The organism is Mucilaginibacter aquaedulcis, from assembly GCF_030409325.1.
Lineage (GTDB): Bacteria > Bacteroidota > Bacteroidia > Sphingobacteriales > Sphingobacteriaceae > Mucilaginibacter > Mucilaginibacter aquaedulcis.
In genome coordinates this window covers 2,343,310-2,367,327 of the sequence record NZ_JAUFPR010000002.1, presented here as the reverse complement: position 1 = coordinate 2,367,327, position 24,018 = coordinate 2,343,310, and the positions used below count along the sequence as shown (strand labels likewise).

The 24,018-nt window shown below is 39.4% G+C and carries 20 protein-coding genes and 1 tRNA gene; 10 read left to right on the top strand and 11 right to left on the bottom strand.

The genetic code is table 11. The annotated features are described in order from the left end of the window. The first annotated feature begins 94 nt into the window (after window positions 1-94). Window positions 95-532: a hypothetical protein gene (locus tag QWZ01_RS14235; protein WP_290324201.1), complete on the top strand. Its 438-nt coding sequence runs from the start codon at window positions 95-97 to the stop codon at window positions 530-532. 80 nt (window positions 533-612) lie between these two features. On the opposite strand, the gene QWZ01_RS14230 is transcribed toward QWZ01_RS14235, so the two are convergent. The 6 genes from QWZ01_RS14230 to QWZ01_RS14205 form a co-directional block, all read right to left on the bottom strand. After that, complete coding sequence (locus QWZ01_RS14230; protein ID WP_290324198.1) at window positions 613-1,044, bottom strand: hypothetical protein; 432 nt, start codon at window positions 1,042-1,044, stop codon at window positions 613-615. 208 nt (window positions 1,045-1,252) lie between these two features. Next, window positions 1,253-4,027 (bottom strand): CHAT domain-containing protein, encoded by a 2,775-nt coding sequence (locus QWZ01_RS14225; RefSeq protein WP_290324196.1) that lies wholly within the window; start codon window positions 4,025-4,027, stop codon window positions 1,253-1,255. Window positions 4,028-4,042: 15 nt separating this feature from the next. Then, window positions 4,043-5,386, bottom strand: a complete 1,344-nt coding sequence (locus QWZ01_RS14220) for a S8 family peptidase (RefSeq protein WP_290324194.1) — start codon at window positions 5,384-5,386, stop codon at window positions 4,043-4,045. Window positions 5,387-5,390: 4 nt separating this feature from the next. Beyond that, window positions 5,391-6,122, bottom strand: coding sequence for a hypothetical protein (locus QWZ01_RS14215; protein WP_290324192.1), 732 nt, complete (start codon window positions 6,120-6,122; stop codon window positions 5,391-5,393). Then, window positions 6,115-6,705, bottom strand: coding sequence for an RNA polymerase sigma factor (locus QWZ01_RS14210; RefSeq protein WP_290324191.1), 591 nt, complete (start codon window positions 6,703-6,705; stop codon window positions 6,115-6,117). Before QWZ01_RS14210 ends, QWZ01_RS14215 begins: the two co-directional genes overlap by 8 nt. 221 nt (window positions 6,706-6,926) lie before the next feature. Then, on the bottom strand, window positions 6,927-8,540 hold the full coding sequence (locus QWZ01_RS14205) for a CBM96 family carbohydrate-binding protein (RefSeq protein WP_290324189.1): 1,614 nt from the start codon (window positions 8,538-8,540) through the stop codon (window positions 6,927-6,929). 792 nt (window positions 8,541-9,332) lie between these two features. Here QWZ01_RS14205 and QWZ01_RS14200 point away from each other — a divergent pair. Continuing rightward, window positions 9,333-10,847 (top strand): glycosyl hydrolase, encoded by a 1,515-nt coding sequence (locus tag QWZ01_RS14200; RefSeq protein ID WP_290324187.1) that lies wholly within the window; start codon window positions 9,333-9,335, stop codon window positions 10,845-10,847. 82 nt (window positions 10,848-10,929) lie between these two features. On the opposite strand, the gene QWZ01_RS14195 is transcribed toward QWZ01_RS14200, so the two are convergent. Further along, a complete protein-coding gene (locus tag QWZ01_RS14195) occupies window positions 10,930-11,832 on the bottom strand; it encodes a glycerophosphodiester phosphodiesterase family protein (RefSeq protein ID WP_290324185.1) in 903 nt (300 codons plus the stop codon). Window positions 11,833-12,028: 196 nt separating this feature from the next. On the opposite strand from QWZ01_RS14195, the gene QWZ01_RS14190 reads away from it, so the two are divergent. The 3 genes from QWZ01_RS14190 (at window position 12,029) to QWZ01_RS14180 (ending at window position 18,003) form a co-directional block, all read left to right on the top strand. Further along, complete coding sequence (locus QWZ01_RS14190; protein ID WP_290324183.1) at window positions 12,029-13,384, top strand: alkaline phosphatase family protein; 1,356 nt, start codon at window positions 12,029-12,031, stop codon at window positions 13,382-13,384. 334 nt (window positions 13,385-13,718) lie between these two features. Beyond that, window positions 13,719-17,375: an ABC transporter permease gene (locus tag QWZ01_RS14185; protein ID WP_290324181.1), complete on the top strand. Its 3,657-nt coding sequence runs from the start codon at window positions 13,719-13,721 to the stop codon at window positions 17,373-17,375. 100 nt (window positions 17,376-17,475) lie between these two features. Beyond that, on the top strand, window positions 17,476-18,003 hold the full coding sequence (locus QWZ01_RS14180; protein ID WP_290324179.1) for a DUF4760 domain-containing protein: 528 nt from the start codon (window positions 17,476-17,478) through the stop codon (window positions 18,001-18,003). A 91-nt stretch (window positions 18,004-18,094) separates the two neighbouring features. On the opposite strand, the gene QWZ01_RS14175 is transcribed toward QWZ01_RS14180, so the two are convergent. Beyond that, window positions 18,095-18,167, bottom strand: a tRNA-Phe gene (locus QWZ01_RS14175). A gap of 237 nt (window positions 18,168-18,404) precedes the next feature. Between QWZ01_RS14175 and QWZ01_RS14170 the strand changes: the two genes are divergently transcribed. The 3 genes from QWZ01_RS14170 to QWZ01_RS14160 are packed head-to-tail and all read left to right on the top strand — an operon-like array spanning window position 18,405 to window position 20,965. Beyond that, complete coding sequence (locus QWZ01_RS14170; protein WP_290324178.1) at window positions 18,405-19,706, top strand: 4Fe-4S dicluster domain-containing protein; 1,302 nt, start codon at window positions 18,405-18,407, stop codon at window positions 19,704-19,706. Between the two features lie 4 nt (window positions 19,707-19,710). Then, entirely contained in the window at window positions 19,711-20,142 is a 432-nt protein-coding gene (locus QWZ01_RS14165) for a DUF2750 domain-containing protein (protein WP_290324177.1), read from the top strand. Window positions 20,143-20,173: 31 nt separating this feature from the next. Further along, window positions 20,174-20,965 carry a (Fe-S)-binding protein gene (locus tag QWZ01_RS14160; RefSeq protein WP_290324176.1) on the top strand — a complete coding sequence of 264 codons (792 nt, stop codon included), beginning with the start codon at window positions 20,174-20,176 and terminating at the stop codon, window positions 20,963-20,965. On the opposite strand, the gene QWZ01_RS14155 is transcribed toward QWZ01_RS14160, so the two are convergent. After that, on the bottom strand, window positions 20,960-21,442 hold the full coding sequence (locus tag QWZ01_RS14155; protein ID WP_290324175.1) for a hypothetical protein: 483 nt from the start codon (window positions 21,440-21,442) through the stop codon (window positions 20,960-20,962). The genes QWZ01_RS14160 and QWZ01_RS14155 overlap by 6 nt on opposite strands. Window positions 21,443-21,487: 45 nt before the next feature. On the opposite strand from QWZ01_RS14155, the gene QWZ01_RS14150 reads away from it, so the two are divergent. Together QWZ01_RS14150 and QWZ01_RS14145 are read left to right on the top strand one after the other, a co-directional pair. After that, complete coding sequence (locus QWZ01_RS14150) at window positions 21,488-21,970, top strand: ABC transporter ATPase (protein ID WP_290324174.1); 483 nt, start codon at window positions 21,488-21,490, stop codon at window positions 21,968-21,970. Window positions 21,971-22,011: 41 nt separating this feature from the next. Then, complete coding sequence (locus QWZ01_RS14145) at window positions 22,012-22,623, top strand: YdeI/OmpD-associated family protein (protein ID WP_290324173.1); 612 nt, start codon at window positions 22,012-22,014, stop codon at window positions 22,621-22,623. 76 nt (window positions 22,624-22,699) lie between these two features. Here QWZ01_RS14145 and mtgA read toward each other — a convergent pair whose 3' ends face one another. Together mtgA and rplI are read right to left on the bottom strand one after the other, a co-directional pair. Beyond that, on the bottom strand, window positions 22,700-23,380 hold the full coding sequence (gene mtgA, locus QWZ01_RS14140; RefSeq protein WP_290324627.1) for a monofunctional biosynthetic peptidoglycan transglycosylase: 681 nt from the start codon (window positions 23,378-23,380) through the stop codon (window positions 22,700-22,702). Between the two features lie 179 nt (window positions 23,381-23,559). Beyond that, a complete protein-coding gene (rplI, locus tag QWZ01_RS14135) occupies window positions 23,560-24,003 on the bottom strand; it encodes a 50S ribosomal protein L9 (protein WP_290324172.1) in 444 nt (147 codons plus the stop codon). Window positions 24,004-24,018 lie beyond the last annotated feature (15 nt).

Genomic DNA, 24,018 nt, shown 5'->3' with positions numbered 1-24,018 from the left:
CATTTGGTTAAATATCCTTTAAAGTTGATGTGAGCATTTACATCAACCTGATAAATTTTAAATAGGTGGATCATCGTATATAGAATTTTAAGGTATGCACAACAAAATTGATTATCCGGTTATGGGTTATGTAATTAACAACCGGACCGCTGGCAGTTCAAACAGTTCGAATCCTAATTTCGGGCGTATTGTTGAACGGGTTGTAAGGAGAGATAGAATGGGTATTAGCGAACTTGCAAGAAGACTCAAAGTAAGCCGGCGAACAATTTATAACTGGTTTGAAATGGAGCGGCTGAGTATAGATATTATCAGCAAAATTGGCTTCGTGATAGGTCATGATTTTTCAGATGAGTTTCCTGAAGAATTTGCCAATGCAGATAATCATTTAGCTGGCGATGCTGTAGCACAAATTCAAACAGAGCAACCTAATAATGCCATTTATTATTGGATGGACAGATACATCAAATTACTCGAAAAATTTAATGAGGTTTTGAGTCATGAAATTAAAGATCATGACGCACCGGTTCAGTAAAATTATAATTCAAAAATATAACAAAAGCCTTAAGTATTAAACTTAAGGCTTTTGTTTTGGTAACGATGTGAGAGAGGAGCTTAATTAATACTTGTTTGCAGAGGAACTGAGCATGGGCCAATTTTTACGCTTTCATATCTTGCGGTTGGTGCCTTTACATCAGGCTTGCCATCCATAAAAAAGCCGTGGCTTGTGAAGTTACCTGTAGGGGGTATTTGAATGTTATATATGCCTGGCTTTACATCCACTGTTTTACTTCCATATGCAGGGAAAGCAAATGAATAATTGTTTTCCCCCGAAAAATTAATTGTAAAAGAGCCTATCCCGGTAGAATTATACAAAACGTATTTTACAAACGCGTTAGAATCACACCTTTGGTTTGGTGATTCGACAGCTGCAAGAGAATCTGCCTGGCTTAAGCCTTTACGGGGTTGTATGGCATCATTCTTATTGCAGGCCATGATTATCATAAAAGAAAATATCAGGGCTGATGAATAAATTAAATTTTTCATGACGTTGTTTGATTAAGTGATCAATAAAAGTTTTAATATTCAGTTGTTTGTGATTGATGAGCATTGTTAACAGGATGTTTTTGCTATTACCATCCAAAACGTTAAGCAAATAGTTAATTAATCCGGATTTACTTTATTAGTCGAAAAACGGATGGAAATAGGAAACACTTTTCTGAATTTTATTTAATTGATCTGCAGAGAGGGGTAATTAATCTATTTGTTCAACAGATTTCTTTTGGTTGAAAGAAAGGAGATAAATGCCGCCCGCAAAAATTATCAATACCGGCAGGAAGCTAATGAGGCAATAAAAACTAAGTGAGGGAGAAGATACTGGAAGGGCATTGAAGGCAGAGCTATCACCCAGGATAATGGTACTGCCCCAGTAAAATGGCAACAAATAGGTTTGATTGTTTTTCAAAAGATCAAGTTTAGCCAACCGCAGTGACTCATCTTTTGATGATCCGGTACGTAGATACTTATAAAAGCTTTCTGTAAGCTGGTAGGTAGCCTGATTGTCTGCCTGCCATAGGTTGGTTACTGTGCTTGGTATACCGGCTAAACGAAAGCCCCTGGCCAGACTAAATACACCTTCGCCAACTGCCAGATATCCGGTGCCAGTGTTACAGGCAGATAGTACTACCATATTGGTATACCTGCACCTGAGTTTTTGAATATCGCTCATGAGCACTGCCGAATCGGCCATGTAAAGCACCGGATCACGACTATTACTATCTGATGCAGCATGAGAATATATCTGGATAATTTGGGAATGGGGGAGTTGGGAAAGAAACCGGCTCTTCCTGGCATCTTCTCCTTTTAATAAAAGTGCCGATTTAAATTCGGTTTCAATACGATCAAGTGATGCCGAAGAACCAACGAGGGGCTGCAGGTTAGCAGCTTTTTCATAATTTTCCGGAGCAATGCCCAAAAACACACTCTTTGCATCAACACTTACCGGCTGGTGGTTAAATAATACCTGCATAGAATATACGTAGCTAAAGGCATGTTTTTTAAGTAAAAAACTATTATTCACCATAGGATTGTAGAGCAATGCATCAAAAGGGATAAAATACTCTCCGGGCGATATTATAACACGTTGGGTGTTGATAGCAAGCGGTTCAAATAGTTTTTTAAATAACCTGTTGGCCAACTGGGTGTATCCATCATAGTGTTGATTCAGTAAGCTCTGATTGGAACAGTATTTTAAAAACTCTTTACTATTAGTAAGATAGCTTGCATAAGGAATCTTGTGTATTTTAGCCTCTGCAGCGCTTACCTGTAAAACGTAAACAATATTGTTGTTATAAAAATACTCAATCAATGATTGTTTATCTTTTCCTAATTGTTGTTGCAGTCTTTTGATAGACCAAAAGGAGTTGCCGGGCAAGATAGGACTTTCGGCCAATTGGGAATTTTGCTCGTTCTGCTTGTTTTCCCATTGCTGATGAACCGAGATCCAGGTTTTATTTAAGCTTGTATCTGTGTCTTTATAAGTTAATGATGAAAGCTTTTTATTAAGGCTATCCATTGTAATTAGCAGATTTTTATCCTTCCTGGTAACAGGCTTTGACAGTGTTTTTAGTGTAAAATTCAATTGATCATTCAATAAAGCCGACCGGCTTTTTTCAAAAAAATAAAATGCTTTTTCGGTATCGTTTAACAAATAGCAAACCTCAATGGCATTTTCATAGGTTTCTTTGATCTTGCTGCGCCAAAGCAGTTTTGATAGCTCTGAATATTGTTTCCAGCGCATCATATCAACAGACCTGTCTGCGAGCATAAAAGTCTGTAAAGCCGCTTTTAACAAAGATGTGTCCTGGTGTCGCTTGTATAAAGCCAATAAACTTTCACCTTTATCGGCCAATAATGTGCTTACGTAGTAATCGTTTGACACCTGGTTCAACATACTTACAGTAGGATTGCTGGTGATCTCCTGATTTGTAAAGTTTATCGGAAGGCTATTCAATCCCTTTTGATAAAATTGTAAAGCCAGTTTATGATCATTCCGAAGCGCGTAGCTTACCCCTATATTTTCATAAAAGCCCACTATTTGATAAGTATTCTTGTATTTTCGGGCTAAATCAAGCCCTTCATAAAAGCATGTTCTGGCATTGTTCCCTTGTTGCAGTTCGTTGCTATAAACATTGCCAAGGTCATTCAAATCGTTTGCGCTTTGGGTGTAGTTTTGACGGTCCTTATTTAAATTAACTGCTTTGCGGTAATAAAACAAACTGGACGGGTATTGCCGGGTAGCTTTCATCAGGCTGGCGTAAATAGAATAGGCCGATGCAAGTTGAATAGTTGGAGTTGATTTTAGCTTTGATAATGAAGTATCAATACTTTGCCGGGCATTTTTAAAATCACCAAGTTCAATTTCGGCCTGCGCTTTTTGAGCCCAAAGAGCTCCTAATTGTGCAGTATCCTTTGCAGCGTTGGAGTAAAACATGCCTTTCAAGGCCATTCCCTTTGCCTGCTGATAATCGCCGGCTTTATATGCCGAGTAAGCCAGTTGGGTATAAGCCATCCCGATAATAAAATATTTATCATGAAATTTTTTGCCAGCAGCAATACATTGATCAAAACAACTGTTTGATTGATATATGAGGTTTAATTTTAAATAAAATATGGCTAGGTTATAATAGCTATTGCATAAAAAAGGCTCCGGTTTTCCGGTGTGTTTATTGATATCAATAGCAGTGGCCGTGTAAGCTGCTCCCAACTCGAAGTTGCCGGAATGAGCATAAAAATCACCAAGCCTGTGAATAATCTCTGCGTATACAGCTCCTTTTGTTTGATTACAGTTAAGATAGGCAAACCGTAATTGTGTAAGCATATGTATTTTAATATCATCAGTTCCAGAGGCCTTTTTAATAATATTGATCGTATGCCTTATGCTGTCGTCAGAAATACATTGCGCATAAGCCGTAATTGTCCATCCAAGAAAAAGGCATAAACAAACAAAGGGTTTGCGCAAGGTATTCATGATACAAATTAATAATCATACCTGTTCAATACAGACACCATCTTTGATCAGCTCATTTGCCATTGCCGGTTCACGGCTACAAACAGTTGATCCTGGCAAATTAATAAGTTCCTGAATAAATGATTGCTTGTTAATGGTAAACTTGGTATAGAGTTCTAAACTGCAGTGTGCGCCAATAATGCCTGTAGCTATTGCCGTAGCAAATGATGATCCTCTAACATATTCATCTTCTCCAATTTGCTCAAAAGGAACTTTAAAATACTGATCTCCATCTTGGTATTTGTCGGCCTTAACGCCCATATCAACAAAAACATTGGAATGATTTTCAGTTGAGGCAACTTTATCTTTAAGAAATGTGGTAACAGTGACCACATTTTTTGCAGGGTTGCTGAGGCACGCAGGCAAAAATCTGTGTATGGCTAAATTTCGAAGTTGAAACGGTGTAACAATAATTCCTTGTGCTGCAAGAATTTTTTTTGCCTTGTCATCATCCTCGTCTATCTGGTTGCCCGAAGCTGTAACAAATAAAATTCCCTGTGTTCTTAATTTTTCAATTAATATATCAAGTATTTGTACAGAGCTTTTTCCATAATAATAAAAACCCCAACTGGCATTAATGATTTTTGCTCCTCTTGCTATAGCGTAGTGAATAGCGCAAAACGTATCAAATAAATTGCCCCTCCCTGTACTATCGTGGGTTTTAACAGGAATGATCCTTACCGTTTTGGTTGTAATATTTTTAAATTGGTTTATAATAAACTGGGTAACCAGGCTACCATGACGGCCAGGATTATCATCGTTTATATTGTCGGAGTTTTCAATAAAGTTCCAGCCATCTTTCTTATCCCCAAAACATTCAAAGCCGGGCTCATTTTGGTTATCGGTACTAATGTAGGTTTCGTCTACTATTGTTCTGTCCAAACCGGTGTCAAGTACAGCAATTTTTACAATCTCCTTATTGTATTTTTCAGTTACGTAAGAGTTGTCGCATGAATTAGTTTTTGAATGCTTATAATCAAGGGGGGGTATTTTGTTTAAAAAATTCAAAGAGTAGCTTTCCCCAACGGTTCTGCCGTCAGAGCCAGACCCTGAATTAACCCCTTTAGTTACTACCACTGATTCTATATTTTCAGCTTCCCATAATTGTACGTATAGATCGCAATTTTTACATTTCTTTATCTTAACGTTATCAAAGCCCATCTCATGAAAATAGCCTTGCACCGTTTCTATATCCTCAGGTTTAGGGAAATTCTCAAAAGTTACAATCAATTGATTCTTAACATAGGTATCTCCAAGCAAACTGTAATCAGGTATGCAAGGAATGGTTATCCTTTTAAATAAGTTAGGGGAGCTTTTCATGATCTTAATTTTTAATGTATTTTATCCAGTTCCTGGCTTCCTGGCTACCATATAAATTATTGTTGATAACATGCTGTAATATTTCTTTTGCCTGTTTAGTATCTGAACCTTGAGAACGTGCCATTAATGTAAGCGCCTTATAAAACTGCCCTGGATTGGTGTATAAGGGCATGGCCGATAAGTGATCAAAGTTTTTTAATGCTTCCTCATATTGTTTTACAGCCAGATGGGTTAGCCCGAGGTATTTTAGGGCTTCGGGAGCAGTTTCCGGTTTAAATGTAAGAGGAGCGAAAAAATCTTCGGCCTTTTCGTAAGATTTGGCATTGTAGGCAGCTATACCAGCCTGTAATGAGTCTGAACTGCCCATGTTTAATCCCAATGTGTTTAAATTGCTCGCAATGTATTTATCAGCAATTTTTTGAGGAGTGGGAGGTTGTAAAAATGCGAACCAACCTATTATCAATAAAATGCATGCTGCAGCTAAAAATGCTATTCTTTTAAAAGTTACAATTTTAGCAGGTTTTGGAGTGGCCGATAGTTGTTCGTATAGCCGTGCGAATTCTTCTTTCTTTTGTTGTTGTAAATGCGCATTTAACCCATCGCGAACGCTGATGTAGCTGGCAACCTCATTTGCAAAGGCGCCGTCGGTAAGGCATCTTTGTTCAAAGCCCTTCCTTTCTTCATCTGTTAGTGCTCCGGTGAAGTAATTATCTATCAGGTTTAATGAGTTATTCATTTTGATGCAGTATTCTAACTAATTTCAACTTCAATTTTTCCAGGCAGCGTAATCGTGTTGTTTTAACCACGTTAGCCGACTGATACTTCATATGCCCGGCAATTTCTTTGTCGTTATATCCCTCTTCAAAAAGCAGCAGCAACTCTTTGCATTTGTCGCCTATCTCTTGTAATCTATCCATAACCTGCTGCCTTTCATCCTTAGCAATAAGGGCCTGGATAACGCTCCTGGTTTCATCGGGGAGTTCATAAACTAAACTATCATAGGGCATGGTATTTTCTAACTTTCCCTTATTAGTCGTTTTTTTCCGAAGCAGGTCAACACATTTATTTGAAAATATTTGATAGGTGTAAGTTTTTAGCGAAGATCGCCCCTCAAATTTTCCGGAAATGATATTTTTAATGATTGCTATAATGGTATCAGAATATATGCTTGCAGCCTCCTCGGTTTCTATACCATATTTTTTTGCTGCTTCTCTGATTAGGTAGAAGAATGCTTTATACAGGTCTTTTTCAAAAAGATGCCTTGAAAGTCCACCAGACCTTAGTCCATTCAAGATCAAATTTTCTGAAGCTGGATCCATAGCGGTAAGGAGTTATTGCATAGGTAGTTGCGGTAGAAATATATAACCAATATATAATAAAAAACGCCATAAAATGCGTAATTATGGGTACAATTTAATACCCATAATTATTCATATAACTATCATGCAGTCTGCTGTTTACACTCAGGCAAGCTGTTAGCTGTGTTTGTACTTAGTGTAATAGATTAATCGTAATTAATACTTAGTATTTTGAGATTGGCTTATTGAATAACTAATTGCGGTTTATTGGCAGCGTTTTCCTTACTATTAAATTGGATAGTACTGTTTTGATTGGTTGCATCTTTTATGCATAAACTAACAATTTTATCGCCTGATAACTGTGTTTTCACGTATGCGGTTACATCAAATTCAACGTATTTGCCCTGGTTGTTAATTGAAGCGGAGCTCAAATTAGTGCCTGTTGCCGGCGAATTGTTAAAGTTGATTGCTCCTTCTGTCCAGGTATCGGTGTCGACCCCATAGCAGGATAAACTTACTGTTGAGGCATTATCAATATTTAATCCGTAAACCCTCAGTTTGGCTGATGTAATACTGGTTGTTGAACTGCTCAGTGTAAATTTAAGGTAGGCCTTGCGCGCATAGTTGTTAACATTTGAGCCTTTTACCGTTAAACTGGCATCGGTGCCATAGTTGGTGGTTGCAAAAGTTCCGTTGCGCACAAATGCATCGGCAGTTGGTGACAAAGTGTTTCCAGTGGTTGGGGTGCCACCACCACCGCTTGGTACACCTTTATGGTTAACACTTGAAAAATTACCACCGGTATAATATATATTCCCGTTTAATACAGCACCGACACCTGCCGATTTACCAACGGGGAGTGGAGTGAGCTCGGTCCAGGTATTTTTTGCTGGGGTATAAGCCATTACCTGTTTGCTTAATACATTATGCGATGTTTCGCCGCCAAGAACAATAATACGGTTATCATAGGTTACTACAGCCGAAGATATATGATCAACCCCGGTTGGCATGTTGGCTAATTGAGCCCATGAATTGGTTGCTTCGTTATAAACTTCAAGCGTGGTTTGGGTTTGTGTTTCTTCGTCCTGGTGATGGGCGCCACCTAAAAAGTAAATTTTTCCACCCAATACTGCCGAACCCGGATGGTTTACGGGGTTAAGTACGGGAGCTAATGATTTCCAGCCGGCAGCCAAATTGCTCAGATCTAAAGCGTAATGAACGCCTACATCTGCACGTGACAGGTTTGCACCGCTCATATAATGTATTTTGCCATTGAGATACTTTAACTGACCTGCAGCTAAGGCCTGGGGCAGATCGGGCAGGCGTACATAACTGTTTGATGCAATAATATATTTCCAAACCTGCTCTGTTCCGAAGAGTTGTCCGGTACCATTTGCATTTGAGGTATAGCCACCTGCAAAATAAATATCAGTACCGTCAGTAGTAAGGCCAAAGTGGGTAACTCCGCCAAAATTACTGCCACTTGGTGTTTGAGGTAGGCTGGCAATGGATGTCCATGTGTTGGCTATTGGGTCATACACGTAAGCGCGTTTTGTTGGTGTATAGGCAGGCCTTTTATTAATATCGTACCCTCCAAAAATGTATAACTTTCCTTTAACTACCTCGCCGTGCACTTCGTGAGTTAAACTGGGCTGACTTTTAGCGGTTGACCATGTTATAGTAGTAAAATCTGCAGCGGCCTCAACTGATGGGATTGTAGTTACATTCTCCTCCGCTGATGGGGAAGTAGGAGCAGGTGCTTCCTCTTCATTTTGGCTTTTCTTACAGCTTTGAAAGAAAAGAATGCCAATAACAAAAATCAAAACGGGCAGATACTTGACTTTTAAATTTTTCATGCTGTAATATTTATTAATGCTTGGTAATAAGGTTTTCGATATTTATCCACGGCAAATGCTGCCATCTTTATTAAAGATAACGATACATAACACAGTAATAAGGAATGGCGATTTGAATGTTATAAATATGTGAAAAAGTGTAGATTTTGAGTTAGATACTAACTTCAGTTATTGAGTTAAAAGGTTTAGGTTGGCTTGCAAAATGGTCTTTTGGTTAGGTGTGATTATTATGCGGGGAGAAAAATATATTTTTTATTTATGAAAAATAATGAATTTTTAGCTATTATTGTAATAGTATAATTATTAATTATAACGATAGTAATACTTAACCATAAAAAAGTTTCAAACAAGGGGTTGTTTAATTCACAAAATGGTTAGCCCGCGGAAATATTTTTCGCGGGCATTTTTTTGCTCTCTAATTTGGATTTTTTTGTTGAGAAATAAGTTCGGGTACGGTTATTACAAACACATCAGCAAGCAACCGAATTTCTTAAGAAAAAGAATTAGGTGAGATAAGTAAATTAATTTTTAGTTTATGATTTTTTAACAGGAATGAAATACAGCTGTTTTTAGAATTTGTTTTATCGTTACAATTTAATGACATTTTTATGACAAATTAATTTTCTTATAATATTTTATACTTGAAATAGCTTGTAAATGACTGTTTTAGTCAGGTACAAGTGTCATAATGGTGTGAAAAATATTCACACTTTTTCTCACAATTGTAACTTTCTTGTGACTGGTGCGTAAAGAGGGATAATTAAACTATTGATTAACCCCTATTGGACAATTATGCTTAAGTCGAAACAACTATTAGCTATTACAGCCCTTGCTTTGTCATTAAATGCCTGTAATAAAGAGAAAGAGATCACGCCGGTTACTGCAACAGCAAACACATTGGCGGTTAACGCAGTCAGTACACCTGCTGTTAATTTAATTAGTAATGTGGTGGTAGCATCGGGAGCTGCCAATCAGATCTCTACACTTTCAAAAGGAACGGTGTATTACACAGATCGTACTTATACGATCACATCGGTGCCCGATTCATTAGCCAGCCTCCCCATGATCAAAACAACTAATGCCGATAAGTGGAACACCATGGCCTCTTATCTTACCTTTAGTTTGTCGCAATCATCAACAGTTTATGTAGCGTTTGACCCCCGCGCTACAGGATTGCCTACCTGGTTAAAAAGCTGGCAAAAGCTTAAAGCCGTAATTGGCCTTAATGATTCAAAGGTTACGCAGTATTCATTGTACAGCAAAGTTTATCCTGCTGGTACAGTGGTTTTAGGAGGCGCAAATGCCAGTGGAGCCGCAGGTGTATTAAATCAATACTTTGTGCTTGCCAAGCCTCATGCTGTTGTTACCCCTCCGTCTGCACCTGATACCGGAACACCCATAAATAATACTTCGTTTATGCTGGGTGTTAATGGTCACTCATTAGGTGTGCCGGCGTATACATCGGTTAGCCCCGAAGAACAGATCGCGCTTTTGAAAAAGATGGGTATGACCTGTTTCCGCCAGAATATCAACTTTAACGCCGATGGATCAATTCCTAACCAAAAGGTTTTTACTGCACTATATAATGCAGCAACAGCAAACGGAATTACCATATTGCCAATGGTTAACACTACCACCCTTAATTTGGGTGCAACTGAAAGCGCTTCATATGCTGCCGGTAATGTTTTAGGTGCTAAATTGGCGGCCAAAAACGCAGCTTATTTTAAATATTATGAGCTGGGTAATGAGCTTGATCTTCAATGTATCAAAAGCGGTAATGGCGATAAATCAACTGATTACGACGCTAATAAACTTAAAATTATAGCTGCTTACATGAAAGGTTTGGATGATGGTATTAAATCTTCACAACCTACCGCTAAAACCATGATCGATGCAAGCTGGTTACATTACTACTTCTTGCAATACATGGAAGCATACGGCAATAAGTTTGATATCGTAGCATATCACTGGTACTCAGATATGGAAACTACTGCTGCAAGAATTAAAATACCTGATATTTCAGTAAAAGTAGCAAGCTTATTTAATAAACCGATCTGGTTTACCGAAGTAGGACAAAGACCAGATAAAGTTTCTGATATTGATCAGGTACAAAGCGATTTCTTATATGCCTTCTCTAAAAAGATGAAACAAAACCCACAAGTGAAAGCCGTATTAGTGTACGAGCTATTCAATGAACCACAAAGGGGTACTGTTGAACAGAACTACGGTTTAATAAGATGGGCTATACCTTACACTCAGTATACCATGAAAACAGTAGCGCAAACTTTTTCGAATAACCGATTATAAGACGACCCCTATTTAACATATATACTAAAGCCGGAAAGTATTGCAAAAATACTTCTCCGGCTTTTTTGTTTTAATGATTGGGTTATCGATGTAATGATCGTTTGCGCAGATAGGCCAAAAGCTCTCTTATTCTGTCGGTTTGCATCATTGTGGCACCATGGTTAATGATCCAATCCCAGCTATCTTTGGTATTGCCATCATCTACGGCAACATCGTCTTCATGGCCCGCATTCAGGCTGGCCCATAAAGAGTTGATCCATATTTTTGAACCATTCTTGTTAATGAAATCATTTTTGGCCAATATACTTGAAGTATCCGACTGAAAATTAAGCTCAAATGCTACGGGTTTTATTTGCTTTTGATATTCGTTTATTATTTGACGCGCTTCAGGTTTATCAAGATTAACCACCGGCATAAATACAATGCTATCCAGTAGTTTTCCATATTTGGCCCTTACATTTTGATAAGTATCTTCAGTTTTAAAAATGGCCTGGTTTAGTGTGCCTGTTTTTTTCAATACCTCGTATGCTTCAATGTAATAAGGATAGCTTTTATCCAGATTAACAAGCACCTTGCCCTTAGCCAGGGTCATTACCTCTTCCAGTGTAGGTATGGTGTGCCTGGTAACGCGGCCCAGTCCGTTTCTAAGATGAAATTTTTTGATCTCCGCTAATGTATAGTCAGATGGTTTTCCTTTTCCATTGGTGGTTCTGTCAATGGTGCCATCATGCATAATAACAATTACGCCATCGCTGGTTTTATTCAAATCAATTTCAATAACATCCACACCCAGTTCAATGGCGCGTTTATAAGCCTCTAATGAATTTTCGGGTGCGTCGCGCCAATCACCGCGGTGAGCGGTTACCATCACATGTTTATCATTGGGGTCGTGAAGCTGACTGATGATCTTGCTTACTTGCCCGTATGAGTCAAGGCTGTAAAGCGAAAACAGGGATATCGTTGTAATTTTTAATAGGTTTTTCATAGCGGGCAAAAATCCGCTTTTATTATTATAGCAATGTTAACCAGATGAAAATAACCTATTGTTGAGTAAGGTTGTTACAAATCCGTGTATCAGGTAAAAGGCATGACACTTCACCCAATAGAGATAGATTTGATGTTTTGGTAATGCAGTCTTAACATTCCGGGTGCTTGCATCACATATTTTCGCGAAAAAAACTATGAAAAAACTATTCAGCAGCCTTGTCATTGCTCTATTAATGACATCGATGGCCCAAGCCCAGGACAAACATGTGGTATTGATCAGTATAGACGGGTTACGCCCTGAATTTTATATGGACCCATCATGGGGCATGGTGAATGTGCGCCAGGGTATGAAAACCGGCGCTTATGCTGAAGGTGTTCGCGGAAGTTTCCCTACGGTAACATATCCATCCCATACTACCATTATCAGCGGAGTATTGCCGGCTAAACATGGTATTTACTACAATACCCCGGTAGAGCCTTTAGGTATTTCTGGCAAGTGGTTTTGGTATTATAAAGATATTAAGGTACCTACATTGTGGACTGCCGCTAAAGATGCCGGCTTAACCACAGCAGGAGTAAGCTGGCCTGTAACCGTTGGCGCGCCTATTGATTATAACCTGCCCGAATATGTGATACTTCCTAAAAACAAGGGCGAAAAGAATGATGAGGTTAAGGCTTTGTACGATGAATCGAACCCGAAGTCTTTATTTCAGGAGGTTCAGGACAACGCTATTGGCAAGTTTGGTGAGTATGGAGCAAGTCTTGATTTTTATACAAATGATCAAAACAAGGCCCGGATGGCTGCCTATATTCTGCGTAAATACAAACCCGCGTTTTTGGCGATACATATTGGCCTTACCGATCATTTTGAACATGAACAAGGCCGCGATGGTGATAAAGTACGCTCGGCAGTTACCGGGGTAGACGTTGCTATTAAAACCATTATGAATGCTGTGGAGATGGCAGGTATGCGTGAGAATACAACATTTGTTATCACTGGCGATCATGGTTTTGTTAATATCAACACCCAGTTTAACCCTAATGTGATGCTGGCCGGTGTGGGTTTGTATAACAACGATAATAAGGAAAGCTGGAAGGCATATTTCCAGGCCAGCGGCGGTTCGGCATTTCTGCATCTTCGCGATCCTAAGGATAAAGCAACACTTGAAAAGGTAAATAAAGCACTTGCAGAATTACCGGATGGTATTAAAAAGCTGTTCCGTGTTGTAGATAAAAAGGAGCTTACTGACGCCCAAGGCGATCCGAATGCAGCATTGGCGCTGACGGCCAAGCAGGGTCTTAGCTTTGGTGCTACTGCTAAGGGTGATCTTTTATCTGCGGCAAAAGGCGGTACCCATGGATATATGCCGACTGATTTTAAAGAAATCCAAACCGGTTTTGTCGCTTTTGGCCGTGGGATAGCGCCGGGAGTGGTGTTGCCGCTTATAGGACAGGAAGATATAGCACCGCTGATAGCAAATTTGCTGGGTTTGAAATTAAAAACTGATGGTGTTCTTTACCCAGGTATTCTGGCAGCCGAAAAAAAATAAATTTGATAAGGAGTAAGGTTGCCTTTGTAACCTTACTCCTTAATTAATATGTTAACCACATATTGACCAATAAAAAATATCAGGTACAGGTAGTTGGAGGCTTTCCCAAACTCACTCAATTTAATAACCTCATCTACTTTTTTGTGCATCAGCTGTATGCTTAATGTTACAGCGTTTCTTTATGTTACCACCACAGTGTTTCATTGAACTTTTCTCATCTAAAACCGAACATATGGTTGTTCGGTTTTATTACAATGTGTAATGAGTAAATATATAATTTATTATATATCAATTAGTTGTAAATTTGGAACAGGTATTGAGCCACATAAGCTGATTGAAAACCTACACATTTCATATTAACCTCTTCGATCTGGCCTTTTTGGGAGTTATTTTCCTTGGATTGGCTTTGGCCGCGCTTTTATGGTTTACCAAAAAAGTAAACAAGGTTGCAAACCGATTTTTAGCACTGGCGCTGATCGCTATAGTATTATTTATAGCCCGCATATTAGCCATTGATATTGGGCTGGAGGTCTATATTGCACATTGGAGTTGGGTGCCCTTACAGTTTTTGTTTGGAATTGGCCCGCTGATATTCTTTTACGTTCTTAAATTAACCCGCCCCAAATATAAATTCAGGCTGAGGGATCTGTCGCATTTCATTCCATTATTGCTGGAGTTGAGCATTCAGCTGATGGAGGTTAAAGAAAGTATCGTGACTGGTGCGGCCACTTATCATACACTCGTTTTTCATCAGCTTAATCAGTTACTACAAATACTGGCTTTTATTTCGGTGATAGCTTACCTATATGCATCTCGCAAGCTCATAGAAAAATTTTATCGTCGCCTCAAATTTAATAATGGCGATAGATACCGGTACGAAATGCGATGGCTACACCATTTGTTGACAGGTTTTGCAATACTTTGGGTATGTTGGGTATTCTACGCGGCTATAGACTATTTTTATTACCATTATCAGTTAAGTTCACATGCCTATTATCCTTTGTATCTCTTTTTGGTGATTCTTAGTTTCTCAGCAGCGGCCATGGCTTACTTTCGGCCCGAAACTGGTTTTATGCCGGCCGCGTCTCCACTATTAAAATCAGCACCACCGGCTGAGTTAAAACAAAAGGGCACCTGGCTTAAAAAAGCATTGAAGGCTAACGCATATTACCAGGACCCGGAACTTAATTTGCGTTCACTTGCCGAAAAACTCAACCTGCATCCCAATGAATTATCAAGGATAATTAATACTGTGCTCAAAAAAAGTTTTAACGATTTTGTGAATGAGTATCGCGTTGCAGAGGTGGTTAGGAAGATGCATGATCCAGGTTTCGATCACCTGACACTGCTCGGTATTGCATTTGAATCCGGGTTTAATTCAAAAACAACCTTTAACCGAACTTTTAAAGAAATAACGGGTAAAAGTCCAACGGAATACAAGGCTGAACTAAAAAAAGAGCGACCATATTATAACTTGGAGCGCTATTCGCGTTTTGCGACGGTAATTTCACAACATGAAACGGCTCCAAAGTGGACTGTCGGGAAATCAAATCGCAACCTTATGTTCAAAAATTATTTAAAGACTGCATGGCGTAACCTGATGCGTAATAAAGGTTATGCCACCATTAATGTTACCGGCCTGGCAATAGGCATAGCTGCTTGTCTGCTCATATTCCTGGTTATTCAGTTTGAAACAAGCTTCGATAATTATCATACTCATAAAGACAGTATTTATCGTATTGTAACAGTAAGCAATGGCCCTGATGGAACCCATGCCGGTCCCGGAACGCCTTTGCCGATGACAGAGGGTTTGAAGCTTGACTTTCCGCAAATAAAGCATTTTGCTAACATTATGCGGAACGATGGTTCGCATTATGCGGTGAGCAATGGGAGTAAGGATGGATCGCCGAAAAAATTTAAGGAAGACGTGGCTTATTATGCTGATCCCGAATTTTTTCAGATTTTTGATTTTAAGTGGCTGGCCGGAGATAAGAATACCGCTTTAGCAGAGCCCAATACCATTATCCTATCCCGTGATGAAGCTGATAAGTTTTTCGGCGACTGGCATACCGCAATGGGAAAAATAGTACGATACGAAAACAAACGTGATCTTAAAGTGACTGGTATTTTAGAGTCAACTCCTGACAATACTGATTTTCAGATGAAACTGGCTGTCTCCTGGGTTACGCTTGTTGGAAAAGGAGGCGATCTTAACGGCAATGCACAGGATTGGGTAAGTAATTTTAGCGATAAGAACTGTTATATCATTTTGCCACCCGGCATGAATGAAAAGAGATTAAATACCGAACTCGCGGCCTTTGCAAAAAGGCATATTCCTACACCTTATAATAAAAACCAGATCTTCCAGCTGCAGGCATTGAAAGATATGCATTACAATACCGAAGTGGGCGTTTATGGTGGCCATTCGTTCAGTAAGCAGATGATCAGTGTTATCAGTTTGATCGGTTTATTCCTGCTAATAATAGCCTGTGTTAACTTTATCAATCTTGCTACTGCCCAGGCCGTAAACCGCTCAAAAGAAGTAGGTATACGTAAAGTTTTAGGAAGCAATCGATACCAACTGGTATTGCAATTCATTAGCGAAACTTTGATCATTACTTTATTTGCGGTAATACTGGCTTGTATAATATCGTTGATAACTTTACCAATGTTGAATAACCTTCTTGAGATACATGTGATTGGCGGTTTTTTGGGCAACCCAATGGTGATCTTGTTTTTATTTGGAGTGCTTATTGGGGTTACCTTGCTGGCCGGGTTTTATCCTGCACTGGTGTTATCGGGATTTAACCCTATAGCGGCATTGAAAAACAAGATCAACGCCGGGCGGGCAAGCGGCATCTCCTTACGCAGAGTATTGGTGGTAACCCAGTTCTGTGTGGCACAGTTCCTGGTAATTGGAACTTTGGTCATGGTTTATCAAATGAATTATTTTAAAACCAAATCTCTTGGATTTAATAAAGATGCTGCGATAATTGTCCCTTTCCCGGGCGATAGCATAAGCAGAACAAGGGTAAATGCTTTGAAAAACCAGCTTTTAAAAGAGCCAGGAATAAGAGCTGTGAGTATGAGTACCTATGGGCCATCTGATTACAGTGCTTGGTTTAGCGATTTTAAGTTTAATAATGCGGCTAAACAGGTTGACTTTGCCGCATGCTTGAAATGGGCCGATGTCGATCATTTTAGCTTGTATGATTTAAAATTTGCTGCCGGTGCACCATACAAAAATACGGATACTATATCAGGTTATGTTGTTAACGAAACCTTGATACATAAATTAGGAATCACCGACCCCAAACAAGCCATAGGCAAATATATTATGCTATGGAACAGCAAAAAATTGAATGCGCGGATAACAGGTGTGGTAAAAGATTTCAATGTAGGATCGTTGCGAAGCGCTATCCCGCCTGTGCTGATGGGGCCATGGAAAGAGCAATATTCAAAATTGAATATAAAAATAGAGCCGGGGAATGTGAAACAGACCCTTGCCAACATTGAAAATCTGTGGAATAAAACTTACCCGGAAGGTGTATATGAATACCAGTTTCTTGACAAAACGATAGCTGATTTTTACAAAAGTGAAGATGAATTATCTACACTCTACAAAATATTTGCAGGCATAGCTATCTTTATTTCGTGCCTCGGTTTGTATGGCCTCGTGTCGTTTATGGCACTGCAGCGTACTAAAGAGGTGGGTATACGTAAAACATTAGGCGCTTCTGTAGTGAATATTGTATTGTTATTTTCAAAAGAGTTTACTGTGCTTATTGTTATCGCCTTTGCAGTATCAGCTCCTATTGGTTACTATTTTATGCATAAATGGCTTCAGGATTTTACATACAGGATCACTATTGGCCCGGATATATTCATTTTGGCAATACTGGCATCAATAGCCATAGCCTGGACAAGCGTAGGTTATAAGGCTGTGAAAGCAGCATTGGCTAATCCGGTAAAAAGCCTGCGAAGCGAATAAGATAATTATTAGGAACGGATTAAGTTATGAGGTGAAAAATCTTATTATATCCTCTGTTTTTATTAATTTCAGGTAACAATTATCTTAAACAATCTTTAGCATGTTCAATACCCCTCATGAACTTATAGATCTTGTTTTTAAGATCATAGCTTCTATAGCTGCTATCGTGGCAATATTGCAGTTGATAGAAGTGCGGAAAAAGAGGTTGGTTGAAATGTATTGGAAGATTGCTGAGATATATGCAACTGATGAACAGAGAAATGCCCGGAAAAATGTTTGGTTGCTGAGGGAAGATTTCCTTAAGAAAAATGGGATATCAGCAAGTAATGACGAGGAATTGATTGACCTGTATAACAGAGATTACCATAATGCTGCAGAGGGAGATAATAAAGACATAGATACAAGCATTATAAATAGAATACGATTTTTAAATCAGGTAGGAGTGTTATTAAACAAAAGGCTAATTGATCAGGACATGCTTTTTGGTTTGATTGGAATAGGCTTTGAAATTGATTACGAAACCTTAAAGTTTGTGCTTAGGGCACATAGAAAAGAACATGGAACTCCTAATATGTACGCACATTTTGAAACCACCTGGCATCAATATAAACTATGGGCTAAAAGTTGAATGAATCGAACCTCAATTGTATAAATAATTATTGTGAAGGTCATTTTTAAGCAAAAAAAAGTCTCTTAGTATACTAAGAGACTTTTTTTTGTGGTACCAACTGGGATCGAACCAGTGACACAAGGATTTTCAGTCCTTTGCTCTACCATCTGAGCTATGGTACCTTCCTTCGTTTCGGGAGTGCAAATGTAGCTTTTTTTTTATGGTTGCAAACTTTTTTTTGAAAAAAGTTTGCAACCATAACTTTTCAGAAGGTGATTTTTAAGGTGTGATCTTGTTAATACTAAACAATGTTTCAGATAATCAGTTGGTTAACGCTTGCTTTGTTTTTCGGCGCCAAAACGTTTTTCTCTTTCAACATTTCATTTAACTTTGAATAAAACTACCATGCACAAACCATAATGATTGCACAAGCTATATTTATTATCATTTTAGGATTAGCCGTATTTCTGTTTGCCAAAAATGTGGGTAAAATAAGGCGTAATATATTGCTGGGGAAGGATACTGACCGTTCTGATAATCCAGCTTTGCGCTGGAAAGTAATGGCTAAGGTAGCCTTAGGGCAAACAAAAATGGTAAAAAGGCCGGTAGCTGCTATCATGCACTTTTTTATTTATGTGGGTTTTGTGATCATAAACCTTGAAGTGCTCGAGATCATGATTGATGGGATATTCGGTTCACACCGCATATTTTCGCAGCCTTTAGGAAGTCTGTATGGTTTACTTATTGGCGCGTTTGAGTTGTTAGCAGTTTTGGTGCTTACTGCTTGTGTAGTTTTCCTTTGCAGGCGTAATGTGGTGCATTTAAAGCGCTTTTCGGGCGTGGAGATGACCTCGTGGCCTAAATCTGATGCTAATTATATCCTCATTACCGAAATATTACTGATGACAGCGTTTTTAACCATGAACGCGGCCGACTATAAATTACAGCTATTGCATTTTGAGCATTATGTTAAAGCAGGTAGCTTTCCGGTGGCATCACTTATAGCTCCTATACTGCCTGATGGCGCAGGGGCATTAGTAGTTGTTGAACGAGTTTGCTGGTGGTTTCATATTATTGGTATTTTGGCGTTTTTGAATTATTTGCCCTATTCCAAGCATTTTCATATCCTGCTGGCTTTCCCAAATACTTATTACTCAAATTTGAACAATAAGGGGAAGTTTACCAATATGGCATCGGTTACCAACGAAGTTAAAGCAATGCTTGATCCTTCTTTCGTGCCTGAAAATACCGGCGAACCTGCCCGTTTCGGAGTTAAGGATGTAACCGACCTGAGCTGGAAAAACCTGATGGAAGCATATACCTGTACCGAATGCGGCAGGTGTACTTCGGTATGTCCGGCTAATATTACCGGTAAACTTTTGTCGCCACGCAAAATTATGATGGATACGCGCGACAGGGTTACCGAGGTAGGCAATAACCTGGATAAGTATGGAAAGGATCATGATGATGGAAAAACCTTACTGGATAATTACATCACCCGCGAAGAACTTTGGGCCTGTACAACCTGTAATGCCTGTGCAGAGGCCTGCCCGGTAAACATCAATCCTGTGGAGATCATTACCGAGATGCGCCGCTATATTGTGATGGAAGAATCGCAAGCCCCCGCAAGCCTCAACAACATGTTTGGTAACGTGGAGAATAATGGCGCTCCATGGAAATACAGCCAGGCCGACAGATTTAATTGGGCTGAAAATAAATAAATATATGTTACAGGACACGGAGACAATTGAATCTAAATATCAGCTATTTATAAACAGGGTAGCAGCTACCAAACTGGTATGGGCTTTAAAAAGTAAAGATGGATGGGCTAATTCTCACTCAAATGACGATGAAGCGATTATTGTGATACCATTTTGGTCAGACAGAGCTTATGCCAAAGTTTGCGCCAAGGATGATTGGAAGGGCTATTTACCTGTTGAAATTCCGCTGGCAGATTTTTTGGAAAACTGGTGCGTAGAACTGGCAGAAAATGAAGTTTTAGCTGGTATTAATTGGGATGCCAACATGTTTGGAAAAGAAAGTGAGGCCTTAAGCGTTGCACTTGATATTTTGAAGCAGTTGGATGCTATAGATTCTGCAATTGTATTTAAAAACTATAGCAGTATAAACGAATTTATAACCGAGATCAGCGAGTAAGTGGATCAATTGGTCATATAAAGGATAAATAATGAGTGAAATAAAAATACCCACCATGGCCGATATGGCCGCACAGGGCCTTGAGCCGGAAATATTATTTTGGGTGGGATGTGCCGGTAGTTTTGATGAGCGTGCACAAAAAATAACACGCGACATTTGTAAGATATTACAGCATGTAGGTATAGGTTATGCTGTGCTGGGTACTGAAGAAAGCTGCACCGGCGACCCAGCTAAACGTGCCGGCAACGAGTTTCTATTCCAGATGCTGGCCATGACCAATATAGAGGTTCTTAATGCCTATAATATTAAAAAAATAGTAACCGGCTGCCCGCACTGTTTTAATACCATTAAAAACGAATACCCAGGCTTAGGTGGCAACTATGAGGTAATTCACCATTCACAACTGATACAGCAATTAATAAACGAAGGTAAATTAAAGGCCGAAGGCGGAGAAAGCTTTAAAGGTAAAAAGATCACCTTTCATGATCCCTGTTACTTAGGTAGAGGTAATGATGTATATGAAGCGCCCCGTGCCGCGCTCGAAGTGTTAGATGCCGAACTGGTTGAACTGAAACGCTGCAAATCAAACGGCTTATGTTGTGGTGCTGGCGGTGCACAGATGTTTAAAGAACCTGAACCGGGCAAAAAAGATATTAACGACGAGCGTATGGTTGATATTCTGGAAGCAAAGGCACAGGTGGTAGCTGCTGCTTGTCCGTTTTGCATGACCATGCTTACCGATGGTGTAAAGCATCAGGAGAAAGGGCTGGAGATACAGGTTCTCGATATTGCCGAGATCACCGTTAGGGCAAATAATTTATAGGCCCTTCGCCTTAAAATAACTTAGCGCGTTTTTAAGGCTATCCAAACGGCCGGAGCTCATGTTTCTTACCGGCAACTCAAGGGTGGTCGACATGGAGTCGATATCGCCCTTGGGGTCTTCATAAGTTTGCACAATAATGTCATCGGCAGTGGTATTTAGTTGGAGGACTCCAACCTTGTCATCGCCCTGGTATTCTACGTTGTTTAAGCGGTGCAAATTGAAGGAAAAATATTCCTGTTTACCATGTTGATAAGTTTTTCGCAGGCGCAAAAAATAATCGTTTGTGAGGGCAAGTTCCCACTTTTTTAATTTAACATCGGGTAGGGGATTGTAGGATTCTGTAAGACATTTATTGCTCCAATCCAGCCATTCAATATCGTCAGTTTCTGCTTTAAAGCTATAATTAAGCCAACTTATGAGCAAAACAGGGCCAACCAACAATATTTTTTTTGTTTGCGACAGAAGTGTTTTTTTCATGACAACAAAATGTAACCCGAAGTTAATAAATTGATATTTTTGTAAATGGAATTTTCTCAACACTCAAGAGTTTGGGTCTATCAGGCCGATAAAAAATTAACCGATCAGGAAGCTCAGCAAATACAGCAGGAACTGGATAATTTTACCATCAGCTGGACTGCTCACAACAACCAGTTAAAGGCAAAAGCTGAGGTTAGGTACAACCGCTTTTTTATCTTGATAGTTGATGAAAGCCAGGCAGGTGCCAGCGGTTGCTCTATTGATAAATCGGTTCATTTTATGAAACAGCTGGAGCAGAAATTCAATATTAATTTGTTCGATAGGTTTAACCTCGCCTATCGCGAAGGAGAAGAAATTAAATCATTACCCCGTCAGGCCTTTGAAGAATTACTTAAGCAAGGGAAAATCAATACCGAAACCATTGTATACAACAATATGGTACAGAATGTAACCGAGTTGGAAAATAAATGGGAGGTGCCGTTTAAAAATAGCTGGCATATACAACTATTCAGAGATTTGGTTAGTTAACAAGTTCTTGTAAAAATCGTAGTGTTTGTATAAATTTATTTATGGAACAATATGATAGCCGGGTAGATGCATACATAGCCAAGTCTGCCGAATTTGCCAAACCCATATTAGAACACATTCGCGACGTTGTACACGAAGCTTCGCCGCTGATTGGCGAAACTATGAAGTGGGGTATGCCATTTTTTGATTATAAAGGCCCGGTATGCCATATGGCCTCCTTTAAACAACATTGTGCGTTTGGTTTTTGGCGATCATCTCTTATTAAGGATCTATCAGGAAACTTATTACAGGGAACCGATGATACTGCCCATGGTACCTTTGGCCGCATTATAAGCATTGATAAACTACCCCCCAAAGCAATACTGATTGACTATATTTTGCAGGGAATTGAACTGAACGAGATGGGAGTTAAAGCTCATCCTAAGAAGCCTGCAACAGAACGGGCAGAGTTAGTTATCCCCGAATATTTTACCGGGTTGCTTGCCAATCACCTAAAAGCGAAAGAGGTTTTTGATGCCTTCAGTTATTCTAATAAAAAAGAATATGTAGAATGGTTTACCGAAGCCAAAACCGAAGCTACCCGCCAAAAACGTTTGGATACAGCCATTGAGTGGCTTACTGAAGGTAAAACAAGAATGTGGAAGTATAAGTAGAAAACCCCTCTATCTCCTAAAGGGGAAGTGTTAAAACGTAATTAACTTTTATTATTCCCTTTTAGGGGTAGAGGACCTAAAAATCCAATGGCCCTAACCTGCGCATGTTCTTCATAATCAAGTATTGCCTATGCTTTAAGTAGCGGGTAGGCTTAGTGGCCGACCATTTCAATGGGCTCGGGAATATCACCGCGATGGCCGCTGCTTCATGTTTGGTTAAATCAGCTGCAGATTTATGGAAATAGGCCTGCGAAGCAGCCTCGATACCATAAATGCCATCACCCATTTCTATTTCGTTGAGGTAAACCTCCATGATGCGTTTCTTGCTCCAGAAAACCTCGATCAGCACGGTGAAGTAGGCTTCAATACCTTTGCGTAATAAAGAGCGGCCTTCCCAAAGGAAAACGTTTTTGGCTACCTGCTGCGATATGGTACTGCCGCCAATTAGTTTTTTGCTGTGCGCGTTTTTTTCAATGGCTTTTTCAATAGCCCTGAAATCAAAACCATGATGCTCTAAAAAAGACTGGTCTTCGGCGGCCACAGCTGCGCGCTTCATGTTGTCTGATATATCATCAAAATCTTTCCACTGCTTATCTATCTTCCACTCTTTACCGGCAGCTTTACGCTGAAAACCACGCTCAATCATGAGCCAGGTAAAGGGTGGGTTTACAAAACGGTAAAAAAGTACCCCTAAAAGGCTTATGCCAACAAAAACCAAAAACACCAGTTTAAATACCCTGAACACAAGTTTAAAGATGCCTCCAAATTTTGATTTGGAATTACCAGATTTTGAACGTTGACTGGGCTTTTTATTTGATGGAGCAGTTCGTTTCACGAAAAACTAATTTGAGCTATAAAAAAGAGGGTGCTTTGCTCAGCAAAACACCCTCTAAAATTTTAAATAACATTGATGATCCTAAAGTGGATCTGTATAAATTACTCAGCTACAACTGAGAAAGGAACCTGTACTTTTACTTCTTTGTGCAGGTTTACGTTTGCGATGTAATCACCAACAAACTTAGGTTCCTGATCAAAAGTAATACGACGACGGTCAACCTCAAAGCCTTCTTTTTTCAATGCATCAGCAATTTGAATAGTGTTGATGGCACCGAAAATTTTACCGCTTTCACCGGCTTTAGCGCCAATGTTCAATTTAACGCCTTCTAAACGGGCAGCTATCGCGTCGGCATCCTTACGGATTTTTTCTTGTTTAAACTGAGCTTGTTTCAAGTTTTCAGCTAAAACTTTACGTGCGCTTGGAGTAGCTAATATGGCGTAGCCTTTTGGTAAAAGGTAGTTACGGCCATAACCTGGTTTAACGTTTACTACATCGTCTTTATCACCCAGGTTTTTTACATCTTGTTTTAAAATAACTTCCATTTCTTAAATCTCCTA

What these genes read in the sequence shown, in the direction of transcription:
- QWZ01_RS14235 (WP_290324201.1), top strand. Translation starts at nt 95, where the DNA reads ATGCACAACAAAATTGATTATCCGGTTATGGGTTATGTAATTAACAAC.
- QWZ01_RS14230 (WP_290324198.1), bottom strand. Translation starts at nt 1,044, where the DNA reads ATGAAAAATTTAATTTATTCATCAGCCCTGATATTTTCTTTTATGATA.
- QWZ01_RS14225 (WP_290324196.1), bottom strand. Translation starts at nt 4,027, where the DNA reads ATGAATACCTTGCGCAAACCCTTTGTTTGTTTATGCCTTTTTCTTGGA.
- QWZ01_RS14220 (WP_290324194.1), bottom strand. Translation starts at nt 5,386, where the DNA reads ATGAAAAGCTCCCCTAACTTATTTAAAAGGATAACCATTCCTTGCATA.
- QWZ01_RS14215 (WP_290324192.1), bottom strand. Translation starts at nt 6,122, where the DNA reads ATGAATAACTCATTAAACCTGATAGATAATTACTTCACCGGAGCACTA.
- QWZ01_RS14210 (WP_290324191.1), bottom strand. Translation starts at nt 6,705, where the DNA reads ATGGATCCAGCTTCAGAAAATTTGATCTTGAATGGACTAAGGTCTGGT.
- QWZ01_RS14205 (WP_290324189.1), bottom strand. Translation starts at nt 8,540, where the DNA reads ATGAAAAATTTAAAAGTCAAGTATCTGCCCGTTTTGATTTTTGTTATT.
- QWZ01_RS14200 (WP_290324187.1), top strand. Translation starts at nt 9,333, where the DNA reads ATGCTTAAGTCGAAACAACTATTAGCTATTACAGCCCTTGCTTTGTCA.
- QWZ01_RS14195 (WP_290324185.1), bottom strand. Translation starts at nt 11,832, where the DNA reads ATGAAAAACCTATTAAAAATTACAACGATATCCCTGTTTTCGCTTTAC.
- QWZ01_RS14190 (WP_290324183.1), top strand. Translation starts at nt 12,029, where the DNA reads ATGAAAAAACTATTCAGCAGCCTTGTCATTGCTCTATTAATGACATCG.
- QWZ01_RS14180 (WP_290324179.1), top strand. Translation starts at nt 17,476, where the DNA reads ATGTTCAATACCCCTCATGAACTTATAGATCTTGTTTTTAAGATCATA.
- QWZ01_RS14170 (WP_290324178.1), top strand. Translation starts at nt 18,405, where the DNA reads ATGATTGCACAAGCTATATTTATTATCATTTTAGGATTAGCCGTATTT.
- QWZ01_RS14165 (WP_290324177.1), top strand. Translation starts at nt 19,711, where the DNA reads ATGTTACAGGACACGGAGACAATTGAATCTAAATATCAGCTATTTATA.
- QWZ01_RS14160 (WP_290324176.1), top strand. Translation starts at nt 20,174, where the DNA reads ATGAGTGAAATAAAAATACCCACCATGGCCGATATGGCCGCACAGGGC.
- QWZ01_RS14155 (WP_290324175.1), bottom strand. Translation starts at nt 21,442, where the DNA reads ATGAAAAAAACACTTCTGTCGCAAACAAAAAAAATATTGTTGGTTGGC.
- QWZ01_RS14150 (WP_290324174.1), top strand. Translation starts at nt 21,488, where the DNA reads ATGGAATTTTCTCAACACTCAAGAGTTTGGGTCTATCAGGCCGATAAA.
- QWZ01_RS14145 (WP_290324173.1), top strand. Translation starts at nt 22,012, where the DNA reads ATGGAACAATATGATAGCCGGGTAGATGCATACATAGCCAAGTCTGCC.
- rplI (WP_290324172.1), bottom strand. Translation starts at nt 24,003, where the DNA reads ATGGAAGTTATTTTAAAACAAGATGTAAAAAACCTGGGTGATAAAGAC.